General features: G+C 50.9%; 15 protein-coding genes. 12 read left to right on the top strand and 3 right to left on the bottom strand.

Features of this window, described 5'->3' with window-relative positions; genetic code table 11:
- Positions 1 to 84: 84 nt before the first annotated feature.
- From ATL17_RS13365 to ATL17_RS13340, 6 genes are all read left to right on the top strand, one after another.
- Complete coding sequence (locus ATL17_RS13365) at positions 85 to 2463, top strand: methyl-accepting chemotaxis protein (protein ID WP_246028724.1); 2379 nt, start codon at positions 85 to 87, stop codon at positions 2461 to 2463.
- A 240-nt stretch (positions 2464 to 2703) separates the two neighbouring features.
- Complete coding sequence (locus ATL17_RS13360) at positions 2704 to 3072, top strand: methylglyoxal synthase (protein WP_133573837.1); 369 nt, start codon at positions 2704 to 2706, stop codon at positions 3070 to 3072.
- 97 nt (positions 3073 to 3169) lie between these two features.
- Positions 3170 to 3940, top strand: a complete 771-nt coding sequence (locus tag ATL17_RS13355; RefSeq protein WP_133573836.1) for an ABC transporter ATP-binding protein — start codon at positions 3170 to 3172, stop codon at positions 3938 to 3940.
- Positions 3937 to 4641, top strand: a complete 705-nt coding sequence (locus ATL17_RS13350) for an ABC transporter ATP-binding protein (RefSeq protein ID WP_133573329.1) — start codon at positions 3937 to 3939, stop codon at positions 4639 to 4641. The genes ATL17_RS13355 and ATL17_RS13350 overlap by 4 nt, the downstream gene beginning before the upstream one ends.
- A 17-nt stretch (positions 4642 to 4658) precedes the next feature.
- Positions 4659 to 5660: a branched-chain amino acid ABC transporter permease gene (locus ATL17_RS13345; protein ID WP_246028723.1), complete on the top strand. Its 1002-nt coding sequence runs from the start codon at positions 4659 to 4661 to the stop codon at positions 5658 to 5660.
- On the top strand, positions 5657 to 6943 hold the full coding sequence (locus tag ATL17_RS13340; protein WP_133573328.1) for a branched-chain amino acid ABC transporter permease: 1287 nt from the start codon (positions 5657 to 5659) through the stop codon (positions 6941 to 6943). The genes ATL17_RS13345 and ATL17_RS13340 overlap by 4 nt, the downstream gene beginning before the upstream one ends.
- A 36-nt stretch (positions 6944 to 6979) precedes the next feature.
- On the opposite strand, the gene ATL17_RS13335 is transcribed toward ATL17_RS13340, so the two are convergent.
- Positions 6980 to 7588, bottom strand: coding sequence for a class I SAM-dependent methyltransferase (locus ATL17_RS13335; RefSeq protein WP_133573327.1), 609 nt, complete (start codon positions 7586 to 7588; stop codon positions 6980 to 6982).
- 111 nt (positions 7589 to 7699) lie between these two features.
- Positions 7700 to 8899, bottom strand: coding sequence for an ABC transporter substrate-binding protein (locus ATL17_RS13330; RefSeq protein ID WP_133573326.1), 1200 nt, complete (start codon positions 8897 to 8899; stop codon positions 7700 to 7702).
- 342 nt (positions 8900 to 9241) lie between these two features.
- On the opposite strand from ATL17_RS13330, the gene ATL17_RS13325 reads away from it, so the two are divergent.
- The 4 genes from ATL17_RS13325 to ATL17_RS13310 all read left to right on the top strand — a co-directional run bounded on the left by ATL17_RS13325 (position 9242) and on the right by ATL17_RS13310 (position 13455).
- Complete coding sequence (locus ATL17_RS13325) at positions 9242 to 10222, top strand: glycine betaine ABC transporter substrate-binding protein (RefSeq protein WP_133573325.1); 981 nt, start codon at positions 9242 to 9244, stop codon at positions 10220 to 10222.
- 247 nt (positions 10223 to 10469) lie between these two features.
- Positions 10470 to 11468 (top strand): ABC transporter substrate-binding protein, encoded by a 999-nt coding sequence (locus tag ATL17_RS13320; RefSeq protein WP_246028722.1) that lies wholly within the window; start codon positions 10470 to 10472, stop codon positions 11466 to 11468.
- Positions 11469 to 11542: 74 nt separating this feature from the next.
- The gene (locus ATL17_RS13315; protein ID WP_133573323.1) at positions 11543 to 12427 is read left to right on the top strand and encodes an ABC transporter permease; all 885 of its coding nucleotides are present in this window, start codon (positions 11543 to 11545) and stop codon (positions 12425 to 12427) included.
- Positions 12424 to 13455 (top strand): quaternary amine ABC transporter ATP-binding protein, encoded by a 1032-nt coding sequence (locus ATL17_RS13310; protein ID WP_133573322.1) that lies wholly within the window; start codon positions 12424 to 12426, stop codon positions 13453 to 13455. The genes ATL17_RS13315 and ATL17_RS13310 overlap by 4 nt, the downstream gene beginning before the upstream one ends.
- A gap of 3 nt (positions 13456 to 13458) precedes the next feature.
- Here ATL17_RS13310 and glpK read toward each other — a convergent pair whose 3' ends face one another.
- Positions 13459 to 14961: a glycerol kinase GlpK gene (glpK, locus tag ATL17_RS13305; RefSeq protein WP_133573321.1), complete on the bottom strand. Its 1503-nt coding sequence runs from the start codon at positions 14959 to 14961 to the stop codon at positions 13459 to 13461.
- 223 nt (positions 14962 to 15184) lie between these two features.
- Here glpK and ATL17_RS13300 point away from each other — a divergent pair, with 223 nt between their 5' ends.
- The gene (locus ATL17_RS13300) at positions 15185 to 15595 is read left to right on the top strand and encodes a protein tyrosine phosphatase family protein (RefSeq protein ID WP_133573320.1); all 411 of its coding nucleotides are present in this window, start codon (positions 15185 to 15187) and stop codon (positions 15593 to 15595) included.
- Positions 15596 to 15674: 79 nt separating this feature from the next.
- Positions 15675 to 19121: a pyruvate carboxylase gene (gene pyc, locus ATL17_RS13295; RefSeq protein ID WP_133573319.1), complete on the top strand. Its 3447-nt coding sequence runs from the start codon at positions 15675 to 15677 to the stop codon at positions 19119 to 19121.
- The last annotated feature ends 49 nt before the right edge of the window (positions 19122 to 19170 follow it).

Genomic DNA, 19170 nt, shown 5'->3' with positions numbered 1-19170 from the left:
GCGCCTATTTTTTTCCAGTATTGATAACCAATTTATTACCAATTCTCGCTAGTTTAGCCAGAGCTAGCAATTGGGGGTATTAAAATGGTTGGTTCTGTCGTGCAAAAAATACGGTCAAAGTTGCAGTTTAAACTGCCGTCCGTACGATCAACCAAGATTTCGACACGTATTGTTTTCAGCACCGCTTTGAGCGCCATTACAATTGCGCTGATTGGTCTGATGTTTTTTGTGTCTGACCAACAAAAAGCCATCACTATTCTTGAAGAGCGTCACTATACGCAGGCGCAAAACACAGCCCAGATTTTTGGCTTGGATGTGTTGCAGGTGCGGCGACATGAGAAAGATTTTATCGCCGTTGATAGTGATGAAAATGCCAATTTAACCCGTGATCAAATTGCGACATCGCAGGCGCGCTTGACTGAACTGCGCACCGCGCTGGATCAAGAAGAAATTGCTGGCAGCTTTGATGTGGTGCAAGAAGCACTAACCAATTATGGCAGCCTTTTCGAGCTGTTGGTGGAAACATCAGCTGAAATTTCGATCAATCAAGAAGAGAGCTTTTTGAACGGCTTCCGAGAGACCGCGAAAGTGGTTGAGAAGGATGTTGGCACGCTGAAAAGCGATAGCACTGACTTGGCCTTCTCAGAAATGCGGAATTTTGAACGTGAATTTTTGTTGTTTGGCGGCGCGCGGAACATTATGGGCGTTGATAAGCAGATTAAGCGCGTGACCCGTGAAGCCGGTAAGGCGGGGGCCGAGCCGAACTTCCAGTTCGAAATTGCTGATAAACTTGAGCAGTACAATGTTGCTTTTGATGAATATGCAGGGGCGAAAGAGCGCTTTAATGCATTGAGCACTGAACTAGATGCGCTTTATGACACGATTGCTGTTGAACTTGAGCAAATCATTATGTTTGCGATGGGCAAAGGCCAGGAAGCACGGACCACTTTGGCGGTGATGACTGAGCAAACCAAGATCTTTATGTTCAGCACGATCGGCATTGCTTTTGTCGCAATTACTGTTTTGGGCTTTGTGATTGGCCGTTCCATCACCAAACCGTTGAACCGTATTACCGGAGTAATGGGTGAAATTGCCGGTGGTGATTATGATGCGGAAGTGCCGTTTACCCAGCGCCGGAACGAGTTGGGCGATATGGCCCGCGCGGTGGAAGTTTTCCGCAATAATGGCATGCGGGTCGTGGAAATGACCGAAGAGGAAAAAGAAGCCTCGAAACAACGGGCCATTGAACGCGCCACCATGATGAGCGAACTACAAAGCGCGTTCGGTGAAGTGGTGGATGCGGCAATTGATGGCGACTTCTCCAAGCGCGTAGAAGCCGAATTCCCAGATGAGGAATTGAATCGTTTGGCCCATGGGGTGAACAGCCTTGTGGACACTGTGGATCGTGGTTTGCAGGAAACCGGATCGGTTCTCTCCGCCATGGCAAACACAGATTTGACTCGCCGTGTTGAGGGCGATTATCGCGGCTCATTCTTGCAATTGAAACAAGACACAAACGCAGTGGGCGAAAAGTTGAGCCAAGTGATTGGCCAATTGCGCAGCACCTCACGTGGTTTGAAAAGTGCGACCGGTGAAATTCTTTCTGGTGCGAATGATCTTTCTGAGCGGACCACAAAGCAGGCCGCTGCGATTGAAGAAACGTCTGCAGCAACGGAGCAGTTGGCCAACACGGTCAATGATAACACAGCGCGGGCGCAGCAAGCTCGCGGGTCAGCGCAAGAGGCGCGTCAGGTTGCGGAACGTGGTGGTGAGGTGATGCATTCTGCCAACGAAGCCATGGCGCGGATCACCGCTTCATCCAACAAGATTTCTGATATTATTGGCATGATCGATGATATTGCCTTCCAAACCAATTTGCTGGCGTTGAACGCCTCAGTAGAAGCGGCGCGGGCTGGTGAAGCAGGTAAAGGCTTTGCGGTTGTGGCGGTTGAAGTACGGCGGTTGGCACAATCAGCGGCAGAAGCTTCCAATGAAGTGAAAACACTTATTGAGCAATCTGTCACCGAAGTTGATGGCGGCTCGAAGCTGGTGGCGCAAGCCTCAGAAAGCCTTGAAGGTATCGTCAATTCCGTGCGTGGCATGACAGGGTTGATGGATGAAATTGCGAGCCAGAGCCAAGAGCAATCTTCTGCCATCAATGAGATTTCTCAATCGATCCGCGAAATGGATGAGATGACCCAGCACAATGCGGCCTTGGTGGAAGAAACCAACGCAGCGATTGACCAAACCGAAGCGCAAGCTTCTGAGCTGGATAAGATTGTGGATCAGTTCATTATTGATCAAAGCAATATGAGCGTCACTTTTGATGAAGATCAGGCTGATCGCGCCATGATGGCAGAGTCCAAAGCGCCAGTGCAGCCAGCGCAGGAAAAGGTGGCCAACACCTATTTGAGTGCCGGCAACACGGCCGTGGACAGCGATGCGGAGTGGCAAGAGTTTTAAGCACTCAACTACATGTTTGAATTGAGTATGCCGACCTATATTTACTGATTGAGGTAAATAGGTCGGCATATTTGTTTATTGTTGCACGACATGTACCTAGTCATACTTAGTTTTGCGCAAAATTAGTCAATTGAGTAACTTTTTTTAACCCGATAGCTTTTCAGCGGCGATGCTTTGTTGTAATTGGAGCGCACGAGGGAGCTTTGGGAGAAGCTGGATCATCTGATCCAAAGGGATAGTATATTGAGCAAAAAAATCGGTTTGGTCGCACATGATAAAAAGAAACAAGACCTTACGGTCTGGTGCGGGCAATCTAAAGACAAGTTAGCTCAATATGAATTGTTTGCCACCGGCACGACCGGCAAGGCAATTATAGACGCTACAGATTTGCCTGTTCATCTTTTGAAGAGCGGGCCGCTTGGTGGCGATGCCCAATTGGGTGCCATGATTGTTGAGGGTGAACTCGACGGTCTGGTTTTTTTCATTGATCCCCTGACCGCTATGCCGCACGATGTTGACGTGAAAGCGTTGATCCGTCTGGCCACATTGTATGATGTGCCTTTCGCTTGCAATAAAGCGACGGCTGATGCGGTATTGACATTGTTCTAATTGCTAAACTCGGGCTGGTTGACCGGACCAGTGAGAGATGCGCAACTAGACAACATAAACTCCGACAAGAGGGGAATACGGGGTGCAAAAAGACAACATGATCGAGGTGCGTCATGTCTCCAAGAGTTTTGGAGGCTTGAAGGCCGTAAATGATTGTTCGCTCTTAGTGGCCAAAGGCTCGATTACGGGTTTGATCGGTCCGAACGGGGCGGGTAAATCAACGCTGTTTAATATGGTGGCCGGCAATTTGAAGCCGACCGAAGGTCAAATCATTTTTGATGGTGAGGATGTGACCGGGCTGGAGCCATATCAGCTTTACAAAAAAGGGATGTTGCGGACCTTCCAAATCGCGCATGAATTTTCACACATGACAGCGCTGGAAAATCTGATGGTCGCGGGGGCAGATCAGCCAGGTGAATCTTTGTTCCAAAGCTGGTTCAACCCAAAACATGTTGCCGAGTTTGACATGGAAATCCGCAAAATGGCGGAAGACGTGATCGACTTTTTGAAGCTTGGCCATGTGCGCAACGAATTGGCGGGCAATCTTTCTGGCGGTCAAAAAAAACTGCTTGAACTTGGCCGGACCATGATGACGGACGCCAAGGCGGTGCTTTTGGATGAGGTGGCCGCCGGGGTGAATCGGACGTTGCTGAAAGATTTGGCGGCCAATATCCAACGCATGAACAAAGAGCTGGGCTACACTTTCTTTGTGATTGAGCACGATATGGATTTGATTGCCGAGCTTTGTGACCCAGTGATTGTGATGGCACAAGGCACAGTGATTGCAGAAGGGCCAATGGAAGAAATCCGCGCCAATCCTGAAATTATTGAGGCTTATTTCGGCTCTGCTGTGGAGGCTGCATCGTGAGTTTGTTGGAAGTAAAAGATGTGCATGGCGGCTATGGCGGTGCACCGATTTTGAACGGCGTCAACATGTCCATCAATAAAGAAGATGTGGGCGTGATTGTGGGGCCAAATGGTGCGGGTAAATCCACCACCCTGAAGGCGATTTTCGGCCTGTTGGAAGTGACTGATGGGTCTATTCAGCTTGAGGGGAAAGAAATTGCCAACATGCAGGCAGACAAATTGGTGCCGTTGGGGCTGGGCTTTGTGCCACAGGAATTCAACGTGTTTACCACCATGTCTGTGCATGAGAATTTGGAGATGGGTGCCTATATCCGGCGCGATGATTTCTCCGATACGCTAACCTCCATCTACGATATGTTTCCGCCACTGAAAGAAAAGCGCAAGCAAAATGCTGGCGAACTTTCTGGCGGGCAACGGCAAATGGTGGCGATGGGCCGGGCCCTGATGAGCCAGCCAAAATTGTTGCTGTTGGATGAACCATCTGCTGGGCTTAGTCCGCGCTATATGATGGAAATTTTCGAAACTGTTGTGAACATCAATAAGGCCGGCGTTGGCATTTTGATGGTGGAACAGAATGCGCGGCAGGCCTTGGAATTTGCGACCAAGGGTTTTGTTTTGGCAAGTGGTAAAAATCGGTTCACAGGAACCGGGCGGGAACTGTTGGACGACCCAGAAGTCGCACGCAGCTTCCTTGGCGGCTAACGGGGGACGTAGACGCTATGATGAACGAACTCATCTTCTTTTTTAACAAGGTTATTGTGTCCGGTGCGGTGTTGGGCAGCGTTTATGCGCTCGGTGCGGTTGGCGTGACCTTGATCTTCGGCATTTTGCGCTTTGCGCACTTTGCTCATGGTGACATGATGACCCTTGGGGCATTTGTGGCCTTTGTTTTGGCAGCCATTGCCAGCGCGATGGGCATTTCAACCTTCTGGCCAACTGGCTTTATTGTTTTGCCGTTTGCCATGCTGATCACCGCAGGGCTTGCGTTGGGGATTGACCGTACCTTTTACCAGCCTTTGCGGGAAAAGGGCGTTAAATCGGTGACATTGCTGATCGCCTCAATCGGTGTGACCTTGATGATCCAAGGTTTGATCCGTTTGTTCGGTGGTGTGCAAACACGTAGCTTCTTTGAAAATGAGCCGAAAGAATTGTTCCGTTTTGATATGTCATGGCTGGGCAGCTCACGCTCGATCAATATTTCAGAACCCCAAATGTTGTTGATTGCTGTGACGGTGATTGCGGTTGTGGCTTTGCACTTCTTCTTGACCCGTTCTCGTTTGGGCAAGGGCATGCGTGCCATGGCAGATAACCCAAGCCTGGCGCTTGTTTCCGGCATTAACACCAACCAAGTGGTGCGGGCGACCTGGATTATTGCAGGCAGCTTGGCCGCGATGGCGGGCACTATGTTGGCGCTGGACGTTATCTTGAAGCCGGACTTGGCGTTTAACATTGTGTTGCCGATTTTCGCGGCGGCCATTGTTGGCGGCCTTGGGCAAGCTTATGGCGCGATTGCTGGCGGCTTTTTGATCGGCTTTGCTGAAACCATGTCCGTGTTCAACTGGGCCATTATGTTGCGTCCATTCCGGGATAATTTGCCCGAATGGTTGCCGAATGACCTTTCCATCGTTCCAACAGAATATAAGCTCACCGTGGCCTTTGTGATCTTGGTGGTTGTGTTGTTGGTGCGCCCAACGGGTATCTTTAAAGGAGCTTCATCATGATGCGTCGCGATGCAATGCTGTTTTTGGCCCTTGGGGCCTTTCTGCTCGCGGTTGCCGCGTGGCAGCAAATTCCAACTACGTTGTTTATGTTGGTTACCGCCTCAGCCTATGCGCTGATCGCGTTGGGGCTGAACGTGCAATGGGGTTATGCCGGTCTATTTAACTTCGGTGTGATGGGCTTTTTGATGGTTGGCGGCGTCGCGGTGACGTTTGTGTCCTATCCAATCAATGAAGCTTTCTGGGCATCTGATGGTCCATTTATGCTGTTTAAAGCGCTCTTGGCTGCAGTATTTGGCGGGGTGCTTGTTTATCTGGCGACCAATTCTCAGCGATTTGGCATTAAAGGCAAATTACGCACCTTCCTGATGGTGATGGCATGGGCAATTGCCTATATCGTTTATCGTTCACAGATTGATCCGGCCGCACGCTTGATTGAAGCTGAAGCTGGCTTTGTTGGCGGCTTGGGCTTGCCTGTGGTCTTGGGCTGGATATTCGGTGGTGTATTGGCCGGTGCGATTGCTTATGTGGTGGGTCGCATCTGCTTGGGTTTGCGCACTGACTATCTGGCGATTGCAACCATCGGTATTTCCGAGATCATCCGTGCCTTGGTGAAAAACATGGATTGGTTCACGCGTGGCACACTTACCGTGTCGCCATTGCCTTGGCCAACACCGTCACCGACTGACATTGTTGCCGCGGGTTTGGAAGACGCGACCATGTCGACCATCTTGGCGCGAGCAGGCTTTTTGTCGCTCACGGTGCTGTTGATTGCGGTGATCTTCTACTTTTTGCAAAAAGCATATGAAGGGCCTTGGGGCCGGATGATGCGCGCCATTCGCGACAACAACATTTCCGCTTCTGCTATTGGTAAAAACGTGACCAAGCGTGAGTTGGAAGTGTTTATTCTTGGCTCCATTCTGATGGGTATTGGCGGCGCGATTTTGGCGTCATTCTCACAGATTTTGGACCCGAGCGGTTATCAGCCGATCAACCACACCTTCATTGTGTGGGTGATGATTATTGTTGGCGGCGCTGGCAATAACTATGGGGCGCTGTTTGGCGGTGTGTTCATCTATATAGTGTGGACCATCTCAGAGCCTGCATCTGTGATCCTGTTCGATATTATTTCTGACTTCTCAGAAGGGGTTGGCATTGGTGCTATCCCGAATATTGAATCACGGGCGCTGCAAATGCGCGTGTTTGTGCTTGGCTTGGTGATCACCTTTGCCTTGCGCTACTTCCCACAAGGGGTAATCCCAGAGCGGGTGCGCACGGAGAAATAGCTCTTCGGACCCATAAATTGAATTGGGCGTCGCTTCTTACGAAGCGGCGCCTATTTTATGCGCAACGCACCAGATGGATTGATAGGGTTGATTGTCAGCGCCCACGCCGCCAATACCGTCAATTTGCTCAATTTGGGCCCAATCTGCTGCAGTGCTGAATTTATCTGACAGCATCGATTTGGTGGGCAGATTATAATAGCGGCCCAACTCGTCGCGCTTTTCGCCTTGGCCAATTTTAAAGCTCGCCCAAAGCACGCCACCGGGCACCAATGCCTTATGAATGCGCTGCAGAATATCTTCTAGGCTTTCCCATGGGGCGTGGAGCAAGCACATATTGGCCCACACAGCATTGTAGCTTTCTTCGGCCTCAAGTTCATCGAAGCGCATAATTTGAACCGGGGCACCGAAATTTTGTTCGGCTTCAGCCGCCAACGCGGGGTTGCCCTCTGTTGGGGTGACGTTGAACCCTTGTGCTTTCATGTAGCTGGCTTCCAGCCCGGCCCCGCAGCCCAATTCAAGAATGGAGGCGCCTTCGGGCAATGTTTTTAAAAAGACCAGCAATGTATCTGAGGGCTTTTGGCGTCGGCCAGCATAGGTTTTTGCGTTTTGCGCGTAGAAGGCAAAGGTTTCTGGATCGTAGCTCATGGGCGTCACCTTGGTTTGGTAGGAGGCTCAGCCTAGGGCGAGGGCAGGCGATGCGCAATAAAAAACCCGACGCCGAAGCGCCGGGTTCAAAACAATTTGTTTTAGGTTGGCTTATTTCAGTGGGCCAACTTCAACAAACACACCATCTTTAATGGTCATTTCTACGATTGCACCTGCAACGTCACCAGCTTCATCAAACTCGTGGTTACCGCCAGCGCCTTCATAGTTGATTTCTTTACCTTCAGCGATCAGCTTTTTGGCTTTTTCCCACTCACCAGGCAAGATCACTTCACCTGGAGCAGTTGCAACTGAGCGCAATGCTTCGTTTACGCCTTCACGGTCTGTGTTGCCTTTTTGCTCGAAAGCAAGAGCCAACAAGAATGCAGCGTCATAGGCTTGTGGGCCGAATGAAGCGATTGGGTCTAGACCAGCGTCTGTTGCCAATTTCTCGTAAACAGATGTGCCATCTGTTTCCAAGCGGCCTTGACGTGTTGCCAACATGCCTTCAACCGCTGATGGGTTGATGCCTGTTACCAATGCGTCTGCTACCATGCCGTCACCACCGAAGTAGGTTACAAAGTCACCAGCTTCGATTGCTTGACGCAGGATGGTTTGGCCTGAGCCAGAAGCATAAGCCAAGATGATGAGGTTTTGTGAGCCGCTAGCAGCCAAAGAACCCAATTCAGCGCGGTAGTCTGATTTGCCTTCTTCGTGTGCTTCAGAGATCATCACATCGCCGCCACCAGCTTCGTAAGCTGTAGCCAATGCGTCTGCGAAGCCTTTACCGTAGTCGTTGTTCACATATGTGATCGCGATGTCGTTGATGCCTTTGGCCAACAACATGCGAGCAACAACTTCACCTTGGTAAGCGTCAGATGGGCCAACGCGGAAAAGCAAGTCATTATCTTCAACAGTTGTAACCGCTGGTGAAGAAGCTGATGGAGATACCATCACAACGCCAGCAGGAATTGCTGCTGTGTTGGCTGCAGAAATGGTTGCGCCTGAGCACATTGCGCCAACGATTGCATCAACGCCGTCAGCGTTGATCAAACGGTCAGCTGCAGTGGCAGCAGCAGTTGCGTCGGCACAAGTTGAGTCACCGATGGTGAACTTTGCTTCGCCGCCCAAAATGCCGCCTTGCTCATTCACATGCTGCAAAGCCAATTTGGCAGCATCACCAATTGGTGGTGCCAATGTTTCAAGTGGACCGGTATACCCCAGAAGAATACCGATATTTACGTCTTCAGCCACAGCCGGTGTTGCAACTGAAAGTGCAGCGGCTGCTGTAAGTGCGAGTTTAAGATGACGCATAATTTCCCTCTAATTTGTACATCTTTGTTCTGCGGATAGGGCGCTTTTTCCCAAGCTTATTAATGCGCTATCCGCTTGTGGCCGAGGTCGTGTTCCTCCCTCGTTGGCTCAACAATAACCATTTTTTAATAAGAGTCACCAGCTTTTGTGGCAATAAAGGCCAAAAGGTTACGAATTACGTTAATTTCACGCGTAACAAAAATGGTTACAAAATGAGAGGGTTAAGGCAAAATCGGGCAGTTTTTGGCGTGCGATGACCAGCTTTATTGAATTCGCCTTTGGAATTGATTTGTGCGGCCAAAATGGTCACATTGGCCAAGAATTTGGTGAAAGGCATTTGTGATGCGCGGTTGGGCAGCAGCGATATTTTTGGTTTTGGGCACAATGTGGGCCACAGATGGTTTCACGCAGGAGAATGCTGAGCCAACATTTGCGGGATGCCGCGGCGTAACGGTGACCATTGCGGATTTGCAATGGCCTTCCGCGAGCATATTGGCGCAAATCCATCGGCAGATTTTGCGCGATGAATTTGATTGCGATGCGCAAGTGGTGCAAAGCGACCTTGCCAATGTGGCGGCGACCATTGATGCGGCGCAAGAACCGAATATCGTGCCGGAATTTTGGGTGACCCGCGTTGCCGCGCAATGGAATGCGATTGGCGAGGCACAGCGTGCTTTTATGGCGGCGCAGACATTTGACCAAACGGTGCTTGAAGGCTGGTTTGTGCCCCAAAAGGTGATCACCGACTTTCCTCAACTGCAGCAGGCGGCTAATTTGCCCAATATGCCGGAGCTATACGCCCGTGAGAAAATCCGCTTTATCACCTGCCCGGAGAAGTGGGCTTGCCATGTGATCAATGATAATTTGATTGCAGCCTTTGGCGTGCAAAATGCATTTGATGTGGTGGTGCCCCAATCTCGGTTTGAAATGGACCAGCTGATTGGTCAGGTGATTTCAGGCCGTGAGCCTGCAGTATTTTATTATTGGCAGCCCAATGCCGTGCTGCATCAATTTGAATTTGCTGCTTTGGAGATGGGAGAATTTTTGGCGGACGCCTATCCGTGTTTGGCCGAAACTGATTGCAGTGCGCCACAAATTAGTGATTTTCCGAGTGAGCAAATCGGGTTGATTGCGGTGAGTGATGTGCGTGGTGATATGCCAGAACTGCTGGGATATTTACGGCGTGCCACCATACCGATCGCTGTGATGAACGAATTGCTGGCGGTGCAAGAACGCGGCAATTTGAACGCGGAAGCTGTGGCCACTCATTTTATCGCGACGATGCCGCAGGTTTGGCAAGGATGGGTTTCCGGCTCAAACTAGGGTAAATGCAATTATTGTTTGCCAGTTATTGATCAAGATTTTTTGTTTTGAAGAGAAAGTGGAAAATAAGCTTTTCCGTTTCATGAGTAAATTTCTTCAATAGATGAATGTGGCGTTATAATTTACCCGCCTTTCTTCAACGTCATAAGTATTTCCGGATCATATTCTCCAAATTGTCATATTTGACCGTCTAGTAAGGGCTGGCTATGCTGTTGCCAAATCTTGCATAATGTCGGGAGAACTAGATATGCAAAGACTAAAATTGGCGATTGCAACAGCGATTTTTGCGCTGGGCGCAACAGGTGGTGCGGTTGCGGCGGAATGCGGCACCGACCGGAAAATCGATATTGCAGAGATGAATTGGCCGTCCGCGGCTGCGTTGGCGCACATTCACGCGAAAATCCTTGAAGAAGGCTATGGTTGCGAGGTTGAGCTGGTGGCTGGCGATTCCGTGCCGACATCAGCGTCCATGCTATCAAAAGGCCGCCCGGCAATTGCGCCAGAATTGTGGATCGGCACGGTGCAAGACCAATGGAAAAAGGGTTTGGAAGAAGGTGCAGTTAAAGATGCTGGCCTCGCCATTTCTGATGGTGCCGTTGAGGGCTGGTGGATTCCAACTTATGTGGCTGAGCAAAACCCAGACCTTAAGCGGGTTGAAGATTTGCCTGCGCATGCGGAGTTGTTCAAAGACCCTGACGAACCAGACCAAGGCCGTTTCTACTCTTGCCCTCCAGGTTGGGGTTGTGAAATTGCCAATGCGGCATTGTTTGAAGCCTATGAGCTAGAAGATAGCTTTAATCTATTTTCACCGGGCTCTGGCGGCAATCTAGATGCCTCAATTGTGCGTGCTTTCGAACGCGAGGAACCAATTGTGTTCTATTATTGGGGGCCGACCGCCATTATGGGTAAATATGATATGGTGCAGCTTGAAATGCCGGAGCATGACCCAGAGGTTTGGGCCTGCAACGTTGATGCAGCTTGTGAAGCCAAAGGCAAAAGTGCGTTTCCAACGCCTCCTGTGACCGTGGGTACAGCAGCATGGCTTTCAGAAGAAGCACCAGTGGTTTTTGACTATTTGAGCAACGTTGCGCTTAACAATGTTCAAATTTCAAAAATGTTGAACTGGGGCGCTGAAAACAAAGCTGGCGCGGAAGAAACAGCAGAAAACTTCTTGAAAACTGAAGAAGACGTTTGGACCCAATGGGTACCTGCTGACGTGGCCGAAAAAGTGAAAGCGGCCCTTTAAGGCGCAGAAACAGAGCAATTTTAATGGCCAGGCGATAGAATCGTCTGGCCATTTTGCATGAGAGAGTGTTGGGCATGTTTGAAGGCGAATTTCCCGAATTTATCGATACGCGGCCGCTTAGGTATTGGCTAGACGATGGTCTTAACTGGGTGGTGCGTGAATGGAGCTACGGATTTGAATCGGCTGCGTATCCTTTGCGCGTGATGCTTAATACAATTGAAGATGTGCTGTTAGCGACGCCCTGGTGGCTGATTATCTTGGCGCTATCTTGGTTAGCGTATGGTGCTACGAGAACACCATTGTTGCCAATCTTGGTCGCTGTGGGATTGTTTTTCGCTGGTCTCATGGAGTTATGGGAAGACAGTATGAAAACCATGGCGCTGATGATTTCGGCAACGGTCACTGCCATCTTGTTTTCGATACCGCTTGGAATTGTGATGGCCCGCTCACAGATTGTTCTGCGTGTAGTGACACCGATTTTGGATTTAATGCAAACAATGCCGAGTTTTGTCTATTTGATCCCAGTTGTGATGATATTCGGACCAGGTAACGTTCCAGCGTTGATTGCGACAATCGTTTATGCAGCTCCCCCGCTAGTACGTTTAACAAATTTGGGAATAAGGCATGTTGATTCAGGTGTGCTAGAGGCATCGCAAGCTTTTGGGGCTTCACCTCGACAGCGCTTATTGGGTGTGCAAATTCCGCTAGCTTTGCCCACAATTTTAGCTGGAATAAATCAGACAACAATGATGGCATTGTCCATGGTGGTTATCGCGTCAATGATCGGTGCGGGCGGGTTAGGCTATCAAGTTCAGCAAGGCATTGGCCGACTGGAAGTCAGCCGTGGCGTTTTTGCAGGTTTGGGCATTGTGGTGCTGGCGATTATTTTTGACCGGATCACGCAGGCCTATGGCAAGCAATTGCAGGAGCAAATTGGCTTGGCGGGAGGTCGCTCATGAGTTCGCAATATAAGATTGAAATGCGGGGTGTGACAAAGATTTTTGGGCCGTCACCAAATGAAGTGTTGCAGCAATTGCAGGCTGGTCGTTCGAAGGATCAGCTACAAGCGGAAACCGGGCATGTGATCGGCCTCAACAATGTTGATTTGCAGGTGAAGCCGGGGCAGTTGCATGTGGTGATGGGCCTTTCTGGTTCGGGTAAGTCCACCCTTATTCGGCACGTCAATCGGCTTATTGATCCCACCGCCGGTGAGATTTTTGTTGATGGCCAAAATGTGCTTGAGATGAGCCTTGATGAATTGCGCGTTTTTCGGCGCACGCAAATTGCGATGGTGTTTCAAAAGTTTGGTCTTTTGCCGCATCGGTCGGTAATCGACAATGTTGCCTATGGATTAGAAATTCGCGGCGTTGATAAAAAAGAGCGGCTTGAAATTGCGGCGAGTTGGATTTCCACCGTCGGTCTAGATGGCTATGAAAAATCTCGACCGCATCAGCTTTCAGGCGGACAGCAACAGCGGGTTGGATTGGCCCGTGCTTTGGCTATGGATGTCGATATTTTGCTGATGGATGAGGCGTTCTCTGCTCTTGATCCGCTGATCCGTTCGGGCATGCAAGATGAATTGCTGGCGCTGCAAAAGGAGTTGAACAAGACCATCTTGTTTATCACTCATGATTTTGACGAAGCGCTGAAAATTGGCGATCAAGTTACGGTGCTTCAAGACGGTGCGGTTGTTCAATCCGGTCGCCCGGAAGAGGTGGTGCTGAACCCGGCCAATGTCCATGTGCAAGAATTTGTGCAAGACGTGAACCGCGCGCGTGCCATTCATGTGAACACCATTATGGAGCAAGGCGCATGCACCGATTGCAGCACGACAGTTTCAGAACAAGCGCGCTGCGAAGATGTGCTGCCGCTATTTGCCGAACATGACATTATCGGGGTGACTGACGCCCAAGGCAAAGTGATCGGCAAAATCACAGCTAAACATGTGATCAAAGCTCTTGCCCGTCATAGCGGGGTGGTGGGCTGAGCCTTAGCTTCTTGTCGATAATGTACGGGCAACTGCATCCTGCCAGCCCGCATATTTTTTGTCTGCCCAGTCTGCGGATTGGTTTGGCTTGAATTGCTGGTCTAAATCCCATTGTGCCATCATGTCTTTTGGTGGTGGGCAAAGGCCGATATGCAAGCCTGCAAGGTAGGCGGCGCCTTTGGCGGTGGTTTCGAGATTGGTGGGGCGGTCGACGGGGATTTGGCACATATCAGCTAGAAATTGCATGGTCATGTCTGATGCAGTCATGCCGCCATCTACGCGCAGCACTTCGACATCATCACCAAAATCTGCATTCATGGCAGAGATCAGATCGCGGGTTTGGTAGCCAACAGAGTCCAGCGCGGCTTTTGCCAACTCATTGGGGCCGGAATTGCGGGTGAGGCCGAAAATCGCGCCCCGTGCATCTGGATCCCAATAGGGGGCGCCGAGACCCACAAAGCCGGGCACGAGATAAACGGACTGGGTTTCGTCAGCTGTTGCGGCAAGGTCATTTACCTCTGACGAGCTTTCAATGATTTTCAAGCCATCGCGTAGCCATTGCACAGTGGCCCCAGCCATATAAATGGACCCTTCCAGCGCATAGGTGGGTTTGCCATCCAGTTGATAGCACAGGGTGGACAATAGACGGTTGGACGAGGCCAAGGGCTTTTCGCCCACATTCATCATGGCGAAACAGCCAGTGCCATAGGTGGACTTGATCATGCCCTTTTCGAAGCAGGCTTGGCCAATGGTTGCAGCGTGTTGATCGCCGGCAACGCCGGTGATGGGCAAGGCGGCGCCAAATAGGGCTTCGTCCGTTGTGCCAAAATCTGCGGCACAGTCTTTTACCTCAGGCAACAGAGAGGCGGGGATGTCGAACAGATCGAGCAAATCTTGGTCCCATTGTCCCTCATGAATGTTGTACAGCAATGTGCGGCTGGCGTTGGTTGCGTCGGTTACATGGGAAGCGCCACCTGTGAGTTTATAGATCAGCCAGCTGTCAATGGTGCCGATGACCAGTTCGCCTTTTTGTGCGCGGTCGTGGGCGCCATCTACATTATCTAAAAGCCATTTGACTTTGGTGCCGGAAAAATATGGGTCGAGCAGCAGCCCTGTTTTGGCTGTGACCTTTTCTTCAAGGCCTTGTTCTTTTAACTCGGCGCAATAGCGGGCGGTGCGCCGATCCTGCCATACAATTGCATGGTGTAATGGCTCGCCCGTAGCACGATCCCAAACGGTGATGGTTTCGCGCTGATTGGTGATGCCGATGGCGGCGATATCCGTTGCGGCGATGCCTGCTTCTTTAATCGCGCCTTTGATGGTGGATAAGGAGGTGTCCCAAATTTCATTTGCGTCATGTTCCACCCAGCCGTCACGCGGAAAGATTTGGCGAAATTCACGCTGGTCGCTGGCGCGTGGATTTAGCTCTTGATCGTAAATGATGGCGCGGCTGGATGTGGTGCCTTGGTCGATGGCGAGCAAATATTTTTTATGTTGTTTAGACATTTTCAGCCGACACTCCTCGTATTTTGATCAAGAATTTCAATCATATGGTCTAAAAATTCAAGTCACATGGCAAAATAGTGCCCTTCTTATCCCAATTGATAAATATATTTCTTTATTCACTGCTGATTTGGTTTCAGATGTGCTTGCCAGAGGCCTTTTGCCCCGCCTATAACCCTTGTGACCTGCATGTTGATCGATGCGGTCGAGATGAAAGGACGATAAGATGGACATTAAAACCATCAATGAGAAGGTGAGTGTATCACCGCAAATTTCGCCCAATGATTTGCCCGCCCTTAAAGAGGCAGGCTTTACGACCATAATCAATAATCGCCCCGATGGTGAAGCACCTGATCAACCAGCCGGTGCTTTGATTGAAGAAGAGGCGAAGAAGCTAGGGCTGACCTATATTGCTATTCCTATGGGACGTGACGGGGTGAGCCCCGACATGATTGAAGCGACCCGCAATGCCATGGCTGGTGACGGCAAAGTTTTTGCCTATTGCCGCTCGGGCACACGGTCCACCACCCTATGGGCGCTGAGCCAAGCGGGAGAGATGCCCGCTGACGACATCATCAAATCAGCTGCCAATGCTGGATATGATGTGTCGCACTTAGCGCAATATCTAGGCGAATAACCCCACTTATGATTGAACCAAGCGTGTTGTGGCGCGTTGGTTTGATTAATGTTCAACACTTTTGAAAAAGTGAGAAGCTATGTCGATTAAAAAAATCCTTGTTGCAAACCGAAGTGAAATTGCCATTCGCGTTTTTCGCGCGGCCAATGAATTAGGCTTGAAAACCGTTGCGGTTTTCGCAGAAGAAGACAAATTGGCACTGCATCGGTTCAAAGCGGACGAGGCCTATTTGATCGGCAAAGGCTTGGGGCCTGTTGAAGCTTATTTGCAGATTGATGAATATATCCGCATTGCCAAGCAATCGGGTGCGGATGCTATTCACCCTGGCTATGGCCTTTTGTCTGAAAGCCCTGAATTTGCGGATGCCTGCGCCGATGCGGGCATTATTTTTATCGGCCCACGCTCTGAGACGATGCGGGCATTGGGCAACAAGGTTGCCGCGCGGAACTTGGCTGTTGAGTCAGGTGTGCCTGTGGTGCCTGCAACTGACCCCTTGCCAGACGATATTGAAGAAGTCGTCAAAATGGCGAAGGAAATTGGCTTCCCATTGATGTTGAAAGCCAGCTGGGGCGGCGGTGGCCGCGGCATGCGCACTATCCGCGACGAAAAAGCTGTGCGGGCGGAAGTGGCGGAAGCCAAGCGCGAAGCCAAAGCTGCATTCGGCAAAGACGAAATGTATTTTGAAAAGCTGATCGAGCGCGCACGCCATGTGGAAGTGCAGCTGATCGGCGATGATCATGGCAATTTGGTGCATTTGTTTGAGCGGGACTGCTCTGTGCAACGCCGCAACCAAAAAGTGGTGGAGCGAGCACCTGCGCCTTATCTGACTGAAGATGTGCGCAAGGGCCTCACTGACGCGGCGATCAAATTGGGCAAAGCTGCCAATTATCGCGGCGCGGGCACCGTCGAATTTTTGATGGATGCGGACAGTGATGAGTTTTACTTTATCGAAGTGAACCCACGCATTCAGGTGGAACACACTGTTACCGAAGAAGTGACGGGCATTGATATCGTCAAAGCGCAAATTCGCGTGCTGGAAGGCGAAAAGATTGGTGATCCGAAGTCTGGCGTGCCGAACCAGGAAGACATTCATTTGAATGGTCACGCGCTGCAATGCCGGGTGACGACAGAAGACCCGGAAGAAAACTTTATTCCTGACTATGGCCGCATCACTGCCTATCGTGGCGCGACAGGTTTCGGCGTGCGTTTGGACGGTGGTACCGCCTATTCTGGTGCCGTGATCACCCGTTATTACGATCCTTTGCTCGAAAAAGTGACCTGCTGGGCGCAAACGCCGGAAGATGCGATTGCACGGATGGATCGGGCCTTGCGCGAGTTCCGTATTCGCGGCGTGACTACAAACCTCAATTTCCTTGAGAACATTATTTCGCATCCAAAGTTCCGGGATAATAGCTATACCACGCGCTTTATCGACAATACGCCTGAACTGTTCGACTTCCCAAAACGGCGTGACCGGGCAACGCGTTTGTTGACCTATTTGGCGGATGTTTCAGTGAACGGCCATCCAGAGGTTAAGGATCGACCAAAGCCGCCAGCGGAAGCGGCGGCGCCTGTGGTGCCAAAATTTGCGCCACCACCTGTATTGGACGGTACGCGCCAAATTTTGGATCGTGACGGGCCAGATGGTTTGGCCAAATGGATGAAGGCGCAAAAGCAGGTGCTGTTCACGGACACCACCATGCGCGACGCGCACCAGAGCCTATTGGCCACGCGGATGCGGACCCATGATATTGTGAAAATTGCCAAGGCTTACAGCCATGGCATGCCCAATTTGTTTTCGCTTGAGTGCTGGGGCGGCGCGACCTTTGACGTGTCTATGCGGTTCCTAACCGAAGACCCATGGGAGCGGCTTTCGATCATTCGCGAAGAAGCGCCAAACATTATGACACAGATGTTGCTGCGCGGTTCCAACGGCGTTGGCTACACCAATTATGCGGATAATGTGGTGAAGTTCTTCGTGGAACAAGCGGCTAAAGGTGGCATCGATGTGTTCCGCGTGTTTGACTGCCTGAACTGGGTAGAGAATATGCGCGTGTCCATGGATGCGGTGATTGAGGCGGGCAAAGTCTGCGAAGGCGTGATTTGCTACACTGGTGATATGCTGGACCCTGATCGGGCCACTTATGATCTGAAATATTATGTGGGGCTGGCCAAAGAGTTGGAAAAAGCCGGGGCGCATGTGCTTGGGCTGAAAGATATGGCCGGGCTGTTGAAACCAGCGGCGGCGCGCAAATTGATTTCGACCTTGAAGGAAGAAACCGACCTGCCGATCCATTTCCATACGCACGACACGTCAGGCGCGGCTGCGGCTACCGTTTTGGCGGCCGTTGACGCGGGCGTTGATGCAATTGACGCGGCGATGGATAGCTTCTCTGGCACCACATCGCAGCCATGTCTTGGCTCGCTTGCGGCGGCACTGCGCGGTACAGAGCGTGACCCTGAATTGGATGCGAAAACAATCCGCGAAATCTCGTTCTATTGGGAAGCGGTGCGCACGCAATATCGCGCTTTTGAGAGTGATCTGCGTTCAGGTGCTTCTGAGGTTTATCTGCACGAAATGCCGGGTGGTCAGTTTACCAACCTTAAGGAGCAAGCGCGTTCCTTGGGGCTTGAGTCGCGCTGGCACGAAGTGGCGCAGACCTATTCTGACGTGAATGATATGTTCGGGGACATTGTGAAGGTGACGCCAAGCTCGAAAGTGGTGGGCGATATGGCTTTGGCCATGGTCTCTTCAGGCTTGAGCCGCACCGAGGTGGAAGATCCAAGCCGCGATGTGTCCTTCCCGGATTCAGTGGTGGGCTTCTTTGCAGGTGATTTGGGGCAGCCGCCAAACGGTTTCCCGAAAGCTTTGCAAGACAAAGTGCTGAAAGGCAAAAAGGCGCTGGATAAGCGTCCGGGTGCCTATCTCGAGCCGGTTGATCTTGAAGCGAAGCGCAAAGAGATCGAAGAAATCACCGAGTTGGAAATTGATGATTTTCGTTTGGCCTCTTATTTGATGTACCCGAAAGTGTTCACCGAATTTATGGCGGCGCAGAAAACTTATGGGCCAACATCAGTGATCCCAACGCCTGCCTATTTCTATGGGCTTGAAGCGGGTGACGAGCTGTTGGTTGACCTTGAAAAAGGCAAAACCATGGTAATCCAGCTGGTGGGCCAGTCTAAGCCGAACGAAAAAGGCATGGTGCGGGTGTTCTTCGAACTGAACGGCCAGCCGCGCACAGTTGCGGTGCCTGATCGCTCAATGGCTAGCGAAATTGTTGCGCGGCCAAAAGCTGAAGTTGGCAATGGGGCGCATGTTGGTGCGCCAATGCCGGGTGTTGTTTCCACCATGGCGGTGAAAGCCGGGCAGGAAGTTCAATCTGGTGACGTGTTGCTCTCTATCGAAGCGATGAAGATGGAAACAGCCATCCACGCGGAGAATGATGGGGTGATCGCAGAAGTGCTAGTGAAGCCAGGTGATCAGATCGATGCCAAGGATTTGCTGGTGCGCTTTGAAAGCGAATAAGCTGATCTAATCAAAAAATGAGGCGGGCTTCGGCCCGCCTTTTTTGTGC

The sequence above is a fragment of the Maritalea mobilis genome (assembly GCF_004363175.1).
GTDB classification, from domain to species: Bacteria; Pseudomonadota; Alphaproteobacteria; order Rhizobiales; family Devosiaceae; genus Maritalea; species Maritalea mobilis.
The sequence above is the reverse complement of the archived record's forward strand: the minus strand, read 5'-3'. Positions and strand labels throughout refer to the sequence as shown.